Origin of the sequence: Caldimonas sp. (assembly GCF_046289365.1) — a bacterium.
Taxonomy (GTDB): Bacteria; Pseudomonadota; Gammaproteobacteria; order Burkholderiales; family Burkholderiaceae_C; genus Caldimonas.
In genome coordinates, this window is the sequence record NZ_JBKBVU010000074.1 from 1 (window position 1) to 14580 (window position 14580).

Here is a 14580-nt window from a genome sequence, read left to right on the forward strand (position 1 = left end):
GCCACGCCCTGCGCCCCGACGTAGGCTGCGTGGGGGCCAAGCTCTACTACCCCGACGACACCGTTCAGCACGCCGGCGTGGTGCTGGGCCTGGGCGGCGTGGCCAACCACGCGCTGCGCCGCACACCGCGCCACGAGCCCGGCTACTTCGGCCGGCTGTGGACCATATACAACCCCAGCGCCGTCACCGCCGCCGCCCTGGTGCTGCGCAAGGAAGTGTTCGACCGTGTGGGCGGGCTCGACGCCGAAGGCCTGCCCGTGGCCTTCAACGACGTGGACTTGTGCCTCAAGGTGCGCGAGGCCGGTTACCGCAACCTCTGGACGCCGCACGCCGAGCTCTACCACCATGAATCCGTGAGCCGCGGCGCCGACACCAGCCCCGAAAAGCGGGCCCGTTTCGTCGGCGAAGTCAACGTCATGCTCAACCGCTGGGGCGCCGTGTTACAGCGCGACCCTGCCTACAACCCCAACCTCACCAGTGAGCGAGAGGACTACTCCCTTGCTCTCGCGCCTGTGGCTGCGTCCCACCGCGCCGAGGCCCTGACCGCATGAACACCGCTCTCGAACCCCCTGGCCAACCGCCCCGGCCCTTGCCGCGCCTGGCCGTGGCGGCCATCTTCCGCAATGAAGCCCCCTACGTGGTGGAGTGGCTCGCCCACCACCGCGTGGTCGGCGTGGACGCCTTTTACATCGCCGACAACGACAGCGACGACGGCACCTCCGAGCTGCTGCAGGCGCTGCACGAGCTGGGCTACGTGAAGCGCATCCCCTTTCCTTCGCCCCCGGGGCAGGCGCCTCAAATGCCGGCCTACGCCGAGATCCTCGGACGCCACGCCGCCGCCGAAGACTGGGTGGCGGTGATCGATGCGGACGAGTTCATCATGCCCGAGCGTGATGACATCGGCCCCAAAGACGTGCTGGCCTGCTTGGGCGAACGTCCCGGCGTGGGCGCCGTGGCCTTGAATTGGGTCACCTACGGCTCGGCGGGGCAGGTGGATCACGGTGCCGGGCTCGTGATGGAACGCTTCGACCGACATGCCGATCCCAGCTTCTGGGTCAATCACCACATCAAGTCCATCGTGCGCATGCAGGCCTTTGAGGGCTTGCACGGCAACCCTCACCTCTTCACGCTCAAGCCCGGCTACCACTACGTTCACACCAATGGCGACATGCTCGTGGACCACTCAACCCGCGGCCCCGGCTTGAGCCAGCAGCTGGTCTGGGAGGGCCTCAGACTGCACCACTACGTCGTCAAGTCTCGAGAGGAGTTCGCCGCCAAGCAGCGCAAAGGCAGCGCGGCCGTGCTGGGGCGCACCAAGGGCGACGACTACTTCCGCGCGCACGACCGTAACGACATCCACGCCCCTGTGCCGCCTGCGCTGCTGGCGCGGGTCAAGGCCGAGATCGCAGCCATCGAAGCGGCCCTGCGAGCCCGGGGCGCTCAGCCCCCGGCTCCCCCCACCCAGGCGGCCCGGCTGCAGCTCTTTCCCCAGGCCGTGCGCGGCCACATCGATCGCGTCGAATGGCGCGACGGCCGCCTGAACCTCTGGGGCTGGGCCTTGCAGCAAGACGGCCAGGCGCCGGCGTGCCTGCGTGTGCGGCTTGGGCCCGAGTGGATCGATACGCCCGTCCCGCGCTGGCTGGCCCGTCCCGACGTGCACCGCCACCACCCCCTGGCCACGGCCTTGTGCGGCTTCCACCTCAGCCTGCCCGCCGCCCAGCCGTCCAACGGCGACGCATTGCTCGAGGTGTGGGCGGGCCCGCACGAAGCTGCCCTGCACGGCCCACTGCCACTGTCAACGCAAGCAGCGGTGCACATGAAAGAGCGCCTGTCCCAAGCCAAGACGCCATGACCACAGGAGGTTCCCCAGCGTGAAACTGTTCCCCACATCCCAGACCAAGACGGCACCGCCCGCCTTGGCCCCTGACGTCCAGACCAAGCCCTGGCGACTCCCGGGCTCGCCGGATGCCGGCCAGATCAAGGTCGATCTCGCCTACCGCCTGGGCAGCCTCACCGTGGTGGCCGGCTGGTCGACTGCGGGCGTGGAGCTGGGCCTGCGCGCAGCCGGCCGTGTGCTCCAGGTGCGCCGGCAGGCCGTGCCGCGGCCCGACGTCGCCACACACTTCAACCTCCCGTCCGGCGCCGATCTGGGGTTCGTGCTCGTGGCCGAATCGGCCGGCGACGATGCCGTGACCTTGTGTTGGCGTGAACACGGGCAAGCCGAAACCGTATCGCAACCGCTGGTGCTCGAAACCCAACCCAAGTGGCGCGACGGGATGCAAGCGCCGCTGGGCTCGGCGCTGGCCCTGCTATGCGCTGCATTCCGACCCCACACCGACGAGTGGAAAGACCTGGTCGCTCAGTTGCCGTCATCCACGACGCCGTGCGAAAACGCCCGCGCTTTCCTGGAAGGAGCGTCGGCGTGCGCTCAAACCGAAGAAGGCGTGGCCTGGGGCTGGCTCGTGCATACGCCAGGCACCCAGGTTTGGCTTGAAGACGATGCGGGCCACACTTACCCCCTCGACAAGGCCTTTCGTCGCTACCGGCAGGACGTCTACGACGCGGTTGGCCATGAGTTCGGACACGCAGATCGTGAGGTAGGCTTCGTCCTTCGCTTGCCCGGGCTCAAGCCCGGATCCAGGCTGCGCTTGAAGGCGCTGTCCGAGGCGGGCGTGCATTTGCTCAGCGAGACGAGCTGCGGCACCCTGCCCGCGGACCCCGTGGCCGCTGCGCGATTGCTCTTCAGCGTGTTTTGTCCACTGTCAGAAATGCACCGCAGGGTGGGCCTTGTGGACGAGCCCGTGTTGTCCTCCCTCATCCAATACCGCCAAGACATATGGGACGAATTGCCCGTGCACGTCAAGCGGCTGGGCGCGGCCGTGGAGCGGCCGCTGGTCAGCCTCATCATCCCGCTGTACGGACGGACCGATTTCGTCGAGCACCAACTCATCGAGTTCGCACAAGATGCCTGGCTGCGGTCGCATGCCGAGATCATCTATGTGGTGGATGACCCCAAGCTGGTCGAACCCTTTGCCGCGCAGGCCGAGGCCCTCTTCAGGCTCTACCGGCTCCCGTTCACCTGGGTGTGGGGCAGCGTCAATCGCGGATTCTCGGGGGCCAACAACCTGGGGGCCCGACAAGCCCGGGGTGAACACTTGCTGTTCCTCAACAGCGATGCCTTTCCCCAGGCACCCGGATGGCTGGAAAGCTTGCTGGCCGTGCTCCAGTCGCGGCCCGACGTGGGGGCCGTGGCGCCTCGCCTCGTGTTTGGCGACGGTGCGATCCAGCACGCAGGCATGCGCTTCATGCGCCGTGATGAGCTGGGCGTCTGGGTGAATCACCACCCCTGCATGGGCCTGGACCCTGCCCTCGACCCCGCGCAGGAGCTGACCATCGTACCGGCGGTGACCGGTGCATGTCTCGCCTTGCGACGTACCGACTTCGACCGCGTGGGCGGCTGGGACACGGGCTATCTCGTCGGCGACTTCGAGGACTCCGACCTGTGCCTCAAGCTGCGCGAGGCGGGCCTGAACGTGGCCTACCTGCCGTCAGTGCAGCTTACCCACCTCGAGCGCCAATCCTTCAAGTTGCTTGGACAGGATGACCTCCGCACCCGCGTGGTGATCTACAACGCTGTGCGCCATCAGAACCGTTGGCGGCACCTGATCGAAGCCGAAGCGACCGCTGCCTGATTCCCTGCCATCATGACGAACACCCCACATCGCATCCTGGTGATGGCCCATGCCCACCCGGACTTCAGCCTGGGCGGCGGTGAGATTGCCGCCTACAATCTCTATAAGGCCTATCGCCAGCAACCGAGCGTCGAAGAAGCATGGTTCCTCGCGCGCGCCGACTGCGGCCGCGGCGTCACAGGGGCCATCAGCCTGCGACGCCCCAACGAATACCTGTGGGAGCAGGCCGTGCACGACTGGCACCTCATGAAGGCGGCCCACCAGGAATCCCTCACCACGTGGTTTGCCGATCTCATCCGGGCCCTCAAGCCTACGGTGGTGCACACACATCACTATGCTCACCTCGGGCTGGAGTACCTGCGGGTCATCAAGCAGGTGGACCCCTCCATCCGCATCATGATGACCCTGCACGAGTACATGGCCATCTGCCGCAACAACGGCCAGATGATCAAGACGGGCAGCTTCAAGCTGTGCAGCCGCGAGAGCTACGACGAGTGCCGCCAGTGTTTCCCGCAGCAAACCGCTGAAGACTTCTGGCTGCGCAAGCACTACTTCATGAGCCACTTCAAGTTCGTGGACCAGTTCGTGGCGCCGTCCGAATTCCTGCGGCAGCGCTACATCGAGTGGGGGTTGGCGCCCGAGCGGATCGTGGTGATCGAAAACGGCCAGTCCGACGAACCGCCGCTGCCCCCGCGCCCGCTGGCCGAAGGCGAAACGCGCAACCGCTTCGGCTTCTTCGGCCAGATCAGCCCCTACAAGGGCCTGGACGTGCTGCTGCAGGCGCTGCACGAGCTGCCCAAGGCCGAGCGCAAGAAGATCGTGCTCGAAGTGCACGGCGCCAACCTAGACTGGCACCCCAAAGAGTTTCAGGACAAGATCATTGAGCTGCGAGATCCGCTCGTGAAGCAAGGCGTGGTGCAGTGGGTGGGCCCCTACCAGCCCCACGAGCTACGCCGCCGCATGGCCGGGGTGGACTGGGTGGTCGTGCCCTCCATCTGGTGGGAAAACTCACCTATGGTGATCCAGGAGGCCTTTGTGTGTGGGAGGCCGTTGTTGGTGAGTGATATCGGTGGGATGGCGGAAAAGGTGCGAGATGGGATTGATGGGATTCATGTCCCTGCTGGCAATGTTCTATCTTGGTCGAAGAGCCTGCAACAGGCGGCGCGCATGACTGATGCCTGGAAAACTTTTCAAGACGGTATTCGCCAGCCACTCACCTACGCAGGTTGTGCAGAAGCGCACATGCAGCTCATCAACACCCTTGCATTTGGATGACCCTTATGCTCAAGCCCTTCATTCTTGGCTTGCGGTCGAGCCAGCCTCATGCGCCATTCATGTCCACCGAAGAGCTCTATTCGTTGGTCGGCCATAACACAGGTAATCTGGCTTTCCACTATGCAATCGGCCGTCACATAGGCGATACGCTTAGTGTTGCAGATTGGGGAGCACATCCAGATGAAATTGATGCGTGCGGAGATATTGCCGTCTTGCCGTGCGCGAACCAGTTGGGGCCTCATGCTGATCTGGGTAACCTGGTAGAAAAATTTGTAAACATAAAGGCCAAGATGGTGGCTATCGGACTCGGCGCGCAAGGCGACTTGAGCGGAAATTTGCCGAATGTTCCTAATGGAACCGTTGCTTGGGTTAGAAGCCTGATTGATCATTCGCCAGCAGATTTTCCGAATATTGGTGTGCGTGGCGAATTTACATTAAATGTTCTTGAGGGGTTGGGAATTTCAGGGTCGGCGGTAGTCCTCGGCTGTCCAACACTCTTCATTAATCCTTCAATAGAGTTGGGAAGAATTATTTCCGAAAAGGTGCGAGAGCCCTCTCGTATTGCCGTAGCCGCGGGCCACCACAGATGGCGTCACTTGGCCAAGCTGGAGGCTTCCCTAACGGCACTTGCGAAGGCGACAGGTGGTTCATATATCGGCCAAAGCCCGCTAGAGATGGTTAAGCTTACTCGCGGGGAAGCCCCTCAGCTAAGCGAGGAAGACGTCGCCGCTTGCAGGGACTATGCATGTCCGGAGATGTCGATAGGTGAGTTTGTTGACTGGACCGCGCGTGCAGGAAACGTATTTTTTGATGTCCCATCATGGATGGAGCACTACCGGCGGTTTGATTTTGTGATTGGCACGCGTATCCATGGGGTTATGCTCGCATTGCAGGCCGGGGTCCCCGCGTTGTGTATTGCACACGACTCACGCACCCTGGAGCTTTGCCAGACCATGAAAGTGCCTTATGTACTATCGAAGGATGTGGTCGGTGGCATTCACCGAAACGACTTGCTAAGGCTCTTCCAGTTTGATCCGGATGAATTTGATGCTAACCGACGGATGCTTGCCCGGCGTTATGTGGACTTTCTAAAAAACAACCAACTTCAGCCTGTCGATTGGCTCGAAGGCATCGCTGCGGCGGGCTGATCTACTGACCGGCGATCTCGGGACACTCATGCCACGGAGATGAGTGCCCGGGCCCAGGCGTCAGTTCGCATTGGCAGCAACTCGGCTTCGCTGAGACTTGATGCGATCGAGGCATACAGGCTTTGGTCAGCAAACATCCCCCTCGCCCCCAACCTCTGCACGTCATACACCTTCGTGTGCGACCGCCCTAGGTTGAAGGGGCCGGGCAGCAGCGGCACCAGGCCGATGTGGGCGCGGAAGCTGCGGCAGTGGCTCAGGTAGTTGGGCCAGCTCAGGGGGTGGAGCACGCGGGTGCGGGGCAGTGAGCGGTAGAGCTTGTTCACCTCGTGGTCGCCAATGATCTCGAAGTGCAGGCGGGGGTTCTGGGCCAGCGCTTCGGCCACCACGGGGCGCAGCCATTCGATCTCGGCGCGGTGCGCGGCCGAGCCGTGATAGAAGGCCCAGAGGGGGCCGTCGGGCGTCCAGGGGGTAGGTTGTATATGGGCATCTTCGGGTAGCGGCTGCGGTGGTACGAGTTGCATGTGGCGGTCCGCATGGGCGTCACACAGGGCGGCGGTGGAGCCCCAGTACTCGGTGGCCAGCACGTCGATCCAGGGGTGCATGCGCTGGCAGTAGCGCACGAGCTTCTGACGGTAGGATTTGGGCAGCTCCACCCAGGCAGCCGGGTTCAGCAGTTCGTCGTCCATGAAGTACACCACCGCCGCCAGTTGTGCATGGTGGCGATGGAGGGCCTGGGCCCAAGCTGGGGTGAGATAGCGCACGATCACGACGCGGGTGCCGGGGCTCAGGTCGGCGGGGGTGGGGATGTCGGCGTCAATATCGCGGTAGCTCACCGGCAGCCCGCTGGCCGTGGCCCGTGGGCGGATGTAATAGTCGGTGGAGGGATTGGGGCCCTGTTGCAGTACCAGCCAGCGGGTGGCCTCGGGTCGGTAGGCAGCGGCGGTCGGTCGGGAAGGGCGGCGCAGGTGAAGGAACATGGGCAGGGGGATCGTCGCAGGTGCAGCCCCGATTCTGCGCCGGTGTGCTACCGGGTGAGAGCGGGGTGCATCGCAGAAGGCCGGCTGACCTGCTCCCCGGAATCCGTGCCACGGCAAAGGAAAAAATCCGCACGGCGCCTCGAACGTATGTTTGCCGAGTGACAACCGATAGTCTTGCTCCGCCTCGCCGCCTGGCTGTGCTCACCCGCGGCGTTCAGCGGGTGGCCACGCTGGCGGCCTTGCTTGACGATGCCGAGCTGGTGCGGGCGCGCCGCCCGTCGCCGGATGGGTTGGACGCGGTGCTGGCCTGGGGCCGCAAACCCAGCGCCCGCGTGGCCGAGGCGTTTGCGGCCCGCCATGGCTTGCCGGTGTGGCGGGTGGAGGATGGCTTTTTGCGCTCGCTGGGCCTGGGCGATGCCGAGCCGCCGCTGTCGCTGGTGCTGGACGACCTGGGCATTTACTACGACGCTGGCACGCCCTCGCGGCTGGAGGCTTGGGTGCAGGCCCCGCACGATGAGGCGCAGCGCGCCCGCGCGAGGGCGCTGCAGGCGCTGTGGCGCGAGGGGCGCTTGTCGAAATACAACCTCGCCCGCGAGGCGCCGCCGCCGGTGCAAGGGCCTTTCGTGCTGGTGGTGGACCAGACGTTCGGCGATGCGTCGATTGCCTTTGGCCAGGCCAGCCCGGACGATTTTGCGCGCATGTTGGAGGCGGCCTTGGACGAGCACCCCGGCCTGCCGGTGGTGCTGAAGGTGCATCCCGATGTGATCGCCGGGCGCAAGCGCGGGCATTTCGAGCGGCTCACGCCGGGGCAGGCGGCGCGGGTGCAGGTGTTGGCCAGCCATGCGCATCCTTGTGGGGTGTTGGAGGCGGCGCAAGCGGTGTACAGCGTCACTTCGCAAATGGGCTTCGAGGCCCTGCTGTGGGGCCGGCCGGTGCGCTGCTTTGGCATGCCTTTTTATGCCGGCTGGGGGCTCACGGCCGATGAACAGCCGGCGCCCGGCCGCCGCCGCCCCGTGGCGCTGGAGGATTTGGTGCATGCCGCGCTGGTGGATTACCCACGGTATCTGGACCCCGAGACGGGCCAGCGCTGCGAGCCCGAGCGCCTGATGGCCTGGATGGCGCTGCAGCGCCGCATGCGCGAGCGCTTCCCGCCGCAGGTGCATGCGCTGGGCTTTTCGCGTTGGAAAAAGCCCATCGTGCGGGCTTTCTTTGGTGGCAGCGAGGTGAAGTTCGTCAAGCAGGCCGAGCAGGTGCCGCCGGGGGGCACGCTGGCGGTGTGGGGGCGGCGCGAGGTGCCGCTGGCCGCGCCGCGCGAACTGGCGCTGGTGCGGCTGGAGGACGGCTTTTTGCGCTCGGTGGGGCTGGGGGCGGAGCTGGTGCGGCCTTTGTCGTGGGTGATGGACCGGCGCGGCATCTACTACGACGCCGGCGCGCCGTCGGACCTGGAGCACCTGCTGGCCACGGCCGTGTTCGAGCCGGCTTTGCTGGCGCGGGCCCGCGCCTTGCGTGAGCGCATCATCGAGCAGGGGATCACGAAGTACAACGTGGGCCAGGGGGGCTGGACGCGCCCGCCGGCCGCCCGTCGGGTGGTGTTGGTGCCGGGGCAGGTGGAAAGTGATGCGGCCATTGCGCTGGGTGCCCCGGGCTTGCGCACGAACCTGGCGTTGTTACAAGCCGTGCGGGCGGCCGCGCCTGAGGCCTATGTGGTGTACAAGCCGCATCCCGATGTGGTGGCCAAGCTGCGCCGTGCCGGGCAAGGCGAAAACGACGTGCGGCATTACTGCGACGAGATCGTGGTGGATGTGCCGATGGATGGCTTGCTGGTGCAGGTGGATGAGGTGCATGTGCTCACCTCGCTGGCGGGCTTCGAGGCTTTGCTGCGCGGGCGCGAGGTGGTGACTTATGGCTGCCCCTTCTACGCCGGCTGGGGCCTCACGCGCGACCATCACCGGCAGTCGCGGCGGGGCCGCTGCCTGACGCTCGATGAGCTGGTGGCCGCCGTGTTGATTCTGTACCCCACCTATGTGAGCCGCACCACCGGCGCGTTCACCACGCCAGAGCGCGCACTCGACGAGCTGCTGGCATGGAAGCGGCAGGGGCCTACGCGCTTGCCGCTGTGGCGCTGGGTCTTGCGCCGCGTGCTGGCCTGGCGCCAGCGCTGACCGAGGGCCCCGCATGCCACGTGATGCGCTTTGTGACGGATCTCGCAATTCGACACCCTCTTGCGGGGGAAGGCCCCGGCGGCCCGCCGGCTGCATAGGGGACAATACAGTTTTGCGCGGCTCAGCGAATGGCCGCCTTGGCACGGGCGCTGCTTGAGTGTGGCGCCCTTGCGTTTTTCCGCCTTCGATGACGTACCCACTCGACCTCCCCGCGCCCGTGCCCCTGATGTTGCGGCGCTTGCTGCAACACCGCCGGCCCTTGCTGCTGCAAGGGCCCATGGGGCCGTTTTTCGCGCGGCTGGCCGCTTGGCTGGAGCAGCAAGGCGCCAAGCCGTACAAAGTCAATTTCAACGGCGGGGACCAGTGGTTTTACCGCCGCGCGCGCACCTACGCCTACCGTGGCCGGCATGAGGACTTGGACGCCTGGCTGGCGTCCTTCGTGGTCTTGCACCGTATCGATGCCTTGGTGCTGTTTGGCCAGCACCGCCCGGTGCACGAGCTGGCGCGGGCGGTGGCGGCGCGGCTGAGCCTGCCGGTGTTCGTGTTCGAAGAAGGTTATTTGCGGCCGGATTACATCACTTTGGAGGAAGGGGGCGTCAACGGCTTGTCCTCGGTGCCCAAAAGCGCCGAGGCGCTGCGCTTCATGCCCGACGAGCCCCCTGCTTCGCGGCCGCAGCCGGTGGCCGCCTCGTTTGCGCGCATGGCTTGGTATGCCACGTGTTACAGCGTGGCAATGTGGGTGGCGCGGCCGGTGTTTGCGCACCATGTGTATCACCGTCCGCTGCATCCGCTCACGCAGGCCTTGGCCTGGCTGCGTGGGGGCTGGCGCAAGCTTTGGCATGGCTGGACGCAGCGCGACGTGTGGGCCCGTCTGTGCGCGCAAGAGCGTCACAAGCGCTATTTCGTCTTGCCGCTGCAGGTGCACAACGACAGCCAGATGCAGCACTACTCGCCGTATCCCAGCGTCGAGGCGGTGATCGATGAGGTGATGGCGTCTTTCGCCCGGCACGCGCCGGCCGACGAGTGGTTGGTCATCAAGCATCACCCGATGGACCGCGCCTACCGTTGCTACGCGCGCCACATCGCCCAAAGGCAACGGCAATGGGGCCTGCAAGACCGGGTGCTGTATGTACACGATGTGCATTTGCCCACCTTGCTGCGCCACGCCCGGGGGGTGGTCACGGTCAACAGCACGGTGGGCTTGCAAGCGCTTTATCACAAGGTGCCAGTGCTCACCTTGGGGGCGTGCTTCTACGCGATCGACGGTTTGGTGCATGCCGGGCCGCTGGCCCGGTTCTGGCGCGAGCCGGGGCGGGTGGACGAAGCGCTGTACCAGCGGCTGCGCCACTATTTGTTGCGCACCAACCAGATCAATGGCAGTTTCTACGGCCGGCTGCCCGGCTTGCCGCAGGGGCCCGTCGCGGTGCCAGACACCGAGGAGGCCACGCAATGGCCGTCGGTGATCAGCCAACCGGTTCCACTGGAGGCCGCCGAGGGGGGGGGCGCGCCGGGCTGGCGCGCGTTGCCCATGCAGGTGGTGGCGTCACCGCAGATCGGCGCGACGGTGGCCGAGGCGCCAGCGCGTGCGAGCGCGCGAGCGTCAGCGCGGCAGTAACCCCCCCGGTGCCAAGATCCCGGCTTGGGCCGAGCGCCTGCGCCGCCGCAGCCCAATGAGACAATCCCGGCCTGCATGTCACTCGTGAAACACCGCCATGGTTGCCATCACCCCGTCCATTTTCTGCCGCAACGACGGCCCCTTCGTCCTCTTCGGCGGCATCAATGTGCTCGAGTCGCGCGACCTGGCCTTGCGCGCCTGTGAGGAGTACGTGCGCGTCACCACGAAGCTGGGCATCCCCTATGTGTTCAAGGCCAGCTTCGACAAGGCCAACCGCTCGTCCATCCATTCCTACCGCGGCCCGGGGTTGGAGGAAGGCCTGAAGATCTTCGAGGCGGTGAAGGCGCAGTTCGGCGTGCCGGTGCTCACCGATGTGCACGAGCCCTGGCAGGCCCAACCGGTGGCCGAGGTGGTGGATGTGCTGCAACTGCCGGCATTCCTGGCGCGTCAGACCGATCTGGTGGTGGCGCTGGCGCGCACGGGCCGCGTGGTCAACATCAAGAAGCCGCAGTTTCTCAGCCCCTCGCAAGTGCAGCACATCGTCGAGAAGTTCCGCGAGGCGGGCAACGAGCAGATCATCGTCTGCGACCGCGGTACCTGCTTCGGCTATGACAACCTGGTGGTGGACATGCTGGGCTTTGGCGTGATGAAGAAGGTGACGGGCGACCTGCCGGTGATCTTTGACGTGACGCATGCGCTGCAGCAGCGCGACCCCGGCGGCGCGGCCTCGGGCGGGCGCCGTCAGCAGGTGGCCGAACTGGCCCGCGCGGGGATGGCCGTGGGCCTGGCCGGCCTCTTCCTGGAGGCCCATCCCAACCCCGATCAAGCCAAGTGCGACGGCCCCAGCGCCTTGCCGCTGGACAAGCTCGAGCCCTTCCTCGCGCAGATGAAGGCGATCGACGCGCTGGTCAAAGGGTTTGCGCCGTTGCACATCGACTGAGGGGCGTTGCGCGCGCCTCACACGGGGCGCGCCAGCGTCTGCACCTCCAGCGCCTTGAACGCATCGCCCACCCCGTGCTCGGGCACGGCCAGGCGGCCTTCGGCGGCCAGGGTGTCGGCATGGGTGCGGCGCATCTCGAAGGTTTTGACGAGCCAGTAGGCCGCAAACGTCCACACACCGGCCGCTTCGACGAGGAACAGGGTCCAGCGTTGCCCCGAGCCTTGTTCGAGCCACCAGCCCAGCACGCCGGCGGTTGCCGGGGCGAGGATCATCGCCACGCCCAGGCCCTGGTAGGTGTGGCGGTAGCGCCGCGCCAGGGCCGGGTCGCGGATGAGGCTCAGGGTGTCGGACGCACGGAAAATGCACACGTAGGCGATGGCCACGAAGAACAGGGCCGCGAACGTGCCGTGCAGCGACACCTTGGGGCAGGTGGCGCCGCAGTCCCAGGCCATCGGAACGAGGGCCACGCCCACCAGCAGCAAGGCCGCGAGGTTGAGGGTTTGGTTTTCCAGCCGTGTGATGCCTTTGTACAAGTGCAAGCCGGCCGCCACCGCGCACAGCGTGCCCACGAAAACATCGCGCACGGCGCCCTCGCCGGCGTGGTAGTACGCACTCATCGAGGCCTGCAGGGGCACGCCGCCCAGTAGCACGCCCAAGAGCACCAGGGCCGGCGGCAGGCCGATGGACAGCACGGCGATGCCCAGCCGCAGGCTCAGGTAAGTGGCGGTGATGTGGTCGCTCAGGCGTTCGTGCGGCATGCGGTCGCTCCGGTGAAGGGTGAGACAAGCATAGGGCCGCGCCACTGAATGCACCAGAGCGCAGCGGGTGCTCACATCCCCCGATCCGGAGGGCGCCACGCCTTGGAGGACCTGTCCACCGCCCCCCCGGATCTGGAGACCACCACACCGAGCGAAGAGGTGCGGCCACGGCTGCGGCGGCCGGTGGGGTCGCGGCGGTCGTCAGGGTTTATGGGTAATTTGTAATTATTGATTTTTGATCTATTGTCAGTAGAGACCCACCGGCATGGGGCCGGCACCGGGCTGATCAATGACCCATCTTGGCGAGCTGCACAGCGCGATTCGACCAACGACCTTGCACGAAGAGGTCGCGGCGCGGCTGCGCACCCTGATCTTCGAGCGCCGGCTGGCGCCGGGGGCCTGGGTGGACGAGAAGGCGCTGGCGGCCGAGTGGGGCATCAGCCGCACCCCGCTGCGCGAGGCGTTGAAGGTGTTGGCCGCCGAAGGCTTGGTGACGGCGGTGCCGCGTCGCGGCTGTCAGGTGGTCGAGCTGTCGGAGGACGATGCGCAGCAGCTCTTTCCAGTGATGGCGCTGCTGGAGGGGCGCTGCGCGCACGAGGCGGCGCTGCGCGCCACCGACGCCGAGCTGGCCGAGCTGCAGCGTCTGCACGAGGACCTGGAGCTGTACGCCGCCGCCCGCGATGTGAACGGCTACTACCGCGCCAACCATGCGTTCCACACCCGTGTGCAGGCCCTAGCGGGCAACCGCTGGCTGGACCGGGCGACCAACGAGCTGCGCAAGTTCATGCGCATGCTGCGCGGGCGCCAGCTTCACTGGCCGGGGCGGCTGGAGGCCTCGATCGCCGAGCACCGGGCCTTGATCGAGGCGCTGGTGCGTCGCGATGCCCACCGCGCCGAGCGCCTGATGCACGATCACCTGATGGCCCAGTTGCAGGCCCTGCAGGCGCTGCGTGCGGCCGAGTCCGGGGCCGCACGTCCGGCCCACATCCCCCCCTCAACCCCCCGGGAGGCCCCATGATGATCTTGTCTCGTTCTGTCGGCACGGGCCGCCGCGGCCTGATGCCGCAGCGCTCGCCACGCGCTCAGGCCCGCTTGCTGAAAGAGGTGGTGGAGGGCTGCCGACGCCTGCTGTCCGAGCGGGGCGAGTCGAACAGCGTGGCCATCGCCGAGGAGGTGCTGGACCTGTACGCGGGCTTGACGGCCGAGCAGCGCCTGGCCTTCTTCAAGGTACTGGACAGCGAGTTCGGCCCCCATCCGCAGGCCGTGCTCGAGGCCGCGCAGCGCTATGCCGAGGCACCCGAGGCCACGCGCTTGATGGCGCTGATCCAGGCGGCCGAGCCGCCGCGCCAGGAGCTGCTGCGCCGCCTGAACCGCGCCCGCGGCGGCACCGCGGTGATCGTGGGCATGCGCCGCACCCTGCTGGAGCTGCTGAAGCAGCATCCCGATCTGGCCGCGGTGGAGGCCGATTTCCTGCACCTGCTGTCCTCGTGGTTCAACCCGGGCTTTTTGCAGATGGAGCAGGTGGACTGGCGCTCGCCGGCGGCGCTGCTGGAGAAGATCATCCAGCACGAGGCGGTGCATGAGATCGACGGCTGGGCCGATTTGCGTCGCCGCCTGCAGCCGGATCGGCGTTGCTTTGCGTTTTTCCATCCGCAGCTGCCGGACGAACCGCTGATCTTCGTGGAAGTGGCCTTGGTGGACGAGATGCCGGCCGCGGTGGGCCCATTGATCGATGTGCGCAGCCAACCACAGACCGACGAGCGCCAGTACAAGGTGGCGACCTTCTATTCGATCAGCAACTGCCAGCCGGGGCTCAAGGGCGTGTCGCTGGGCAACTTCCTCATCAAGCGTGTGGCCGAGCATTTGCAGCGCGAGTTCCCGCAGCTGCGCACTTTTTGCACGCTCTCGCCCATTCCTGGCTTTACGGCTTGGCTGCACAAGCACGCCCCAGGCCTGCGCGAGCGTGAGGACTTGCCGCCCAAGCTGAAGGAGCGGCTGCTCAAGGCCTTGGCC

At 66.3% G+C, this 14580-nt stretch carries 12 protein-coding genes; 10 read left to right on the plus strand and 2 right to left on the minus strand.

The window, feature by feature from the left end:
* From ACK42S_RS09305 to ACK42S_RS09325, 5 genes are all read left to right on the plus strand, one after another.
* On the plus strand, positions 1–551 hold a 551-nt coding region (locus ACK42S_RS09305), incomplete at its 5' end, for a glycosyltransferase family 2 protein (protein ID WP_409706073.1).
* Positions 548–1852, plus strand: coding sequence for a glycosyltransferase family 2 protein (locus tag ACK42S_RS09310; protein ID WP_409706076.1), 1305 nt, complete (start codon positions 548–550; stop codon positions 1850–1852). The genes ACK42S_RS09305 and ACK42S_RS09310, both read left to right, overlap by 4 nt.
* Positions 1853–1871: 19 nt before the next feature.
* Positions 1872–3692 carry a glycosyltransferase gene (locus ACK42S_RS09315; protein WP_409706079.1) on the plus strand — a complete coding sequence of 607 codons (1821 nt, stop codon included), beginning with the start codon at positions 1872–1874 and terminating at the stop codon, positions 3690–3692.
* Positions 3693–3704: 12 nt separating this feature from the next.
* Positions 3705–4967 carry a glycosyltransferase family 4 protein gene (locus ACK42S_RS09320; RefSeq protein ID WP_409706082.1) on the plus strand — a complete coding sequence of 421 codons (1263 nt, stop codon included), beginning with the start codon at positions 3705–3707 and terminating at the stop codon, positions 4965–4967.
* Positions 4968–4972: 5 nt separating this feature from the next.
* Positions 4973–6115 carry a polysaccharide pyruvyl transferase family protein gene (locus ACK42S_RS09325; RefSeq protein ID WP_409706085.1) on the plus strand — a complete coding sequence of 381 codons (1143 nt, stop codon included), beginning with the start codon at positions 4973–4975 and terminating at the stop codon, positions 6113–6115.
* 26 nt (positions 6116–6141) lie between these two features.
* On the opposite strand, the gene ACK42S_RS09330 is transcribed toward ACK42S_RS09325, so the two are convergent.
* A complete protein-coding gene (locus ACK42S_RS09330) occupies positions 6142–7092 on the minus strand; it encodes a hypothetical protein (RefSeq protein ID WP_409706088.1) in 951 nt (316 codons plus the stop codon).
* Between the two features lie 158 nt (positions 7093–7250).
* Here ACK42S_RS09330 and ACK42S_RS09335 point away from each other — a divergent pair, with 158 nt between their 5' ends.
* The 3 genes from ACK42S_RS09335 (at position 7251) to kdsA (ending at position 11809) form a co-directional block, all read left to right on the plus strand.
* The gene (locus ACK42S_RS09335) at positions 7251–9254 is read left to right on the plus strand and encodes a capsular polysaccharide biosynthesis protein (RefSeq protein WP_409706091.1); all 2004 of its coding nucleotides are present in this window, start codon (positions 7251–7253) and stop codon (positions 9252–9254) included.
* Positions 9255–9441: 187 nt separating this feature from the next.
* Positions 9442–10869, plus strand: a complete 1428-nt coding sequence (locus tag ACK42S_RS09340; protein WP_409706093.1) for a capsule biosynthesis protein — start codon at positions 9442–9444, stop codon at positions 10867–10869.
* 97 nt (positions 10870–10966) lie between these two features.
* Positions 10967–11809 (plus strand): 3-deoxy-8-phosphooctulonate synthase, encoded by an 843-nt coding sequence (gene kdsA / locus ACK42S_RS09345; protein ID WP_409706096.1) that lies wholly within the window; start codon positions 10967–10969, stop codon positions 11807–11809.
* Positions 11810–11826: 17 nt separating this feature from the next.
* Here kdsA and ACK42S_RS09350 read toward each other — a convergent pair whose 3' ends face one another.
* Entirely contained in the window at positions 11827–12567 is a 741-nt protein-coding gene (locus ACK42S_RS09350) for a hypothetical protein (RefSeq protein ID WP_409706098.1), read from the minus strand.
* Between the two features lie 289 nt (positions 12568–12856).
* On the opposite strand from ACK42S_RS09350, the gene ACK42S_RS09355 reads away from it, so the two are divergent.
* Entirely contained in the window at positions 12857–13585 is a 729-nt protein-coding gene (locus ACK42S_RS09355) for a GntR family transcriptional regulator (protein ID WP_409706101.1), read from the plus strand.
* A partial coding sequence (locus tag ACK42S_RS09360; protein ID WP_409706104.1) for a malonyl-CoA decarboxylase domain-containing protein occupies positions 13582–14580 on the plus strand: 999 nt, incomplete at its 3' end. The genes ACK42S_RS09355 and ACK42S_RS09360, both read left to right, overlap by 4 nt.

Bases quoted from the DNA above. Each gene is read 5' to 3' on its own strand.
- ACK42S_RS09355 (WP_409706101.1), top strand. From the start codon at position 12,857: ATGACCCATCTTGGCGAGCTGCACAGCGCGATTCGACCAACGACCTTG.
- ACK42S_RS09350 (WP_409706098.1), bottom strand. From the start codon at position 12,567: ATGCCGCACGAACGCCTGAGCGACCACATCACCGCCACTTACCTGAGC.
- ACK42S_RS09330 (WP_409706088.1), bottom strand. From the start codon at position 7,092: ATGTTCCTTCACCTGCGCCGCCCTTCCCGACCGACCGCCGCTGCCTAC.
- ACK42S_RS09340 (WP_409706093.1), top strand. From the start codon at position 9,442: ATGACGTACCCACTCGACCTCCCCGCGCCCGTGCCCCTGATGTTGCGG.
- ACK42S_RS09310 (WP_409706076.1), top strand. From the start codon at position 548: ATGAACACCGCTCTCGAACCCCCTGGCCAACCGCCCCGGCCCTTGCCG.
- ACK42S_RS09320 (WP_409706082.1), top strand. From the start codon at position 3,705: ATGACGAACACCCCACATCGCATCCTGGTGATGGCCCATGCCCACCCG.
- kdsA (WP_409706096.1), top strand. From the start codon at position 10,967: ATGGTTGCCATCACCCCGTCCATTTTCTGCCGCAACGACGGCCCCTTC.
- ACK42S_RS09325 (WP_409706085.1), top strand. From the start codon at position 4,973: ATGCTCAAGCCCTTCATTCTTGGCTTGCGGTCGAGCCAGCCTCATGCG.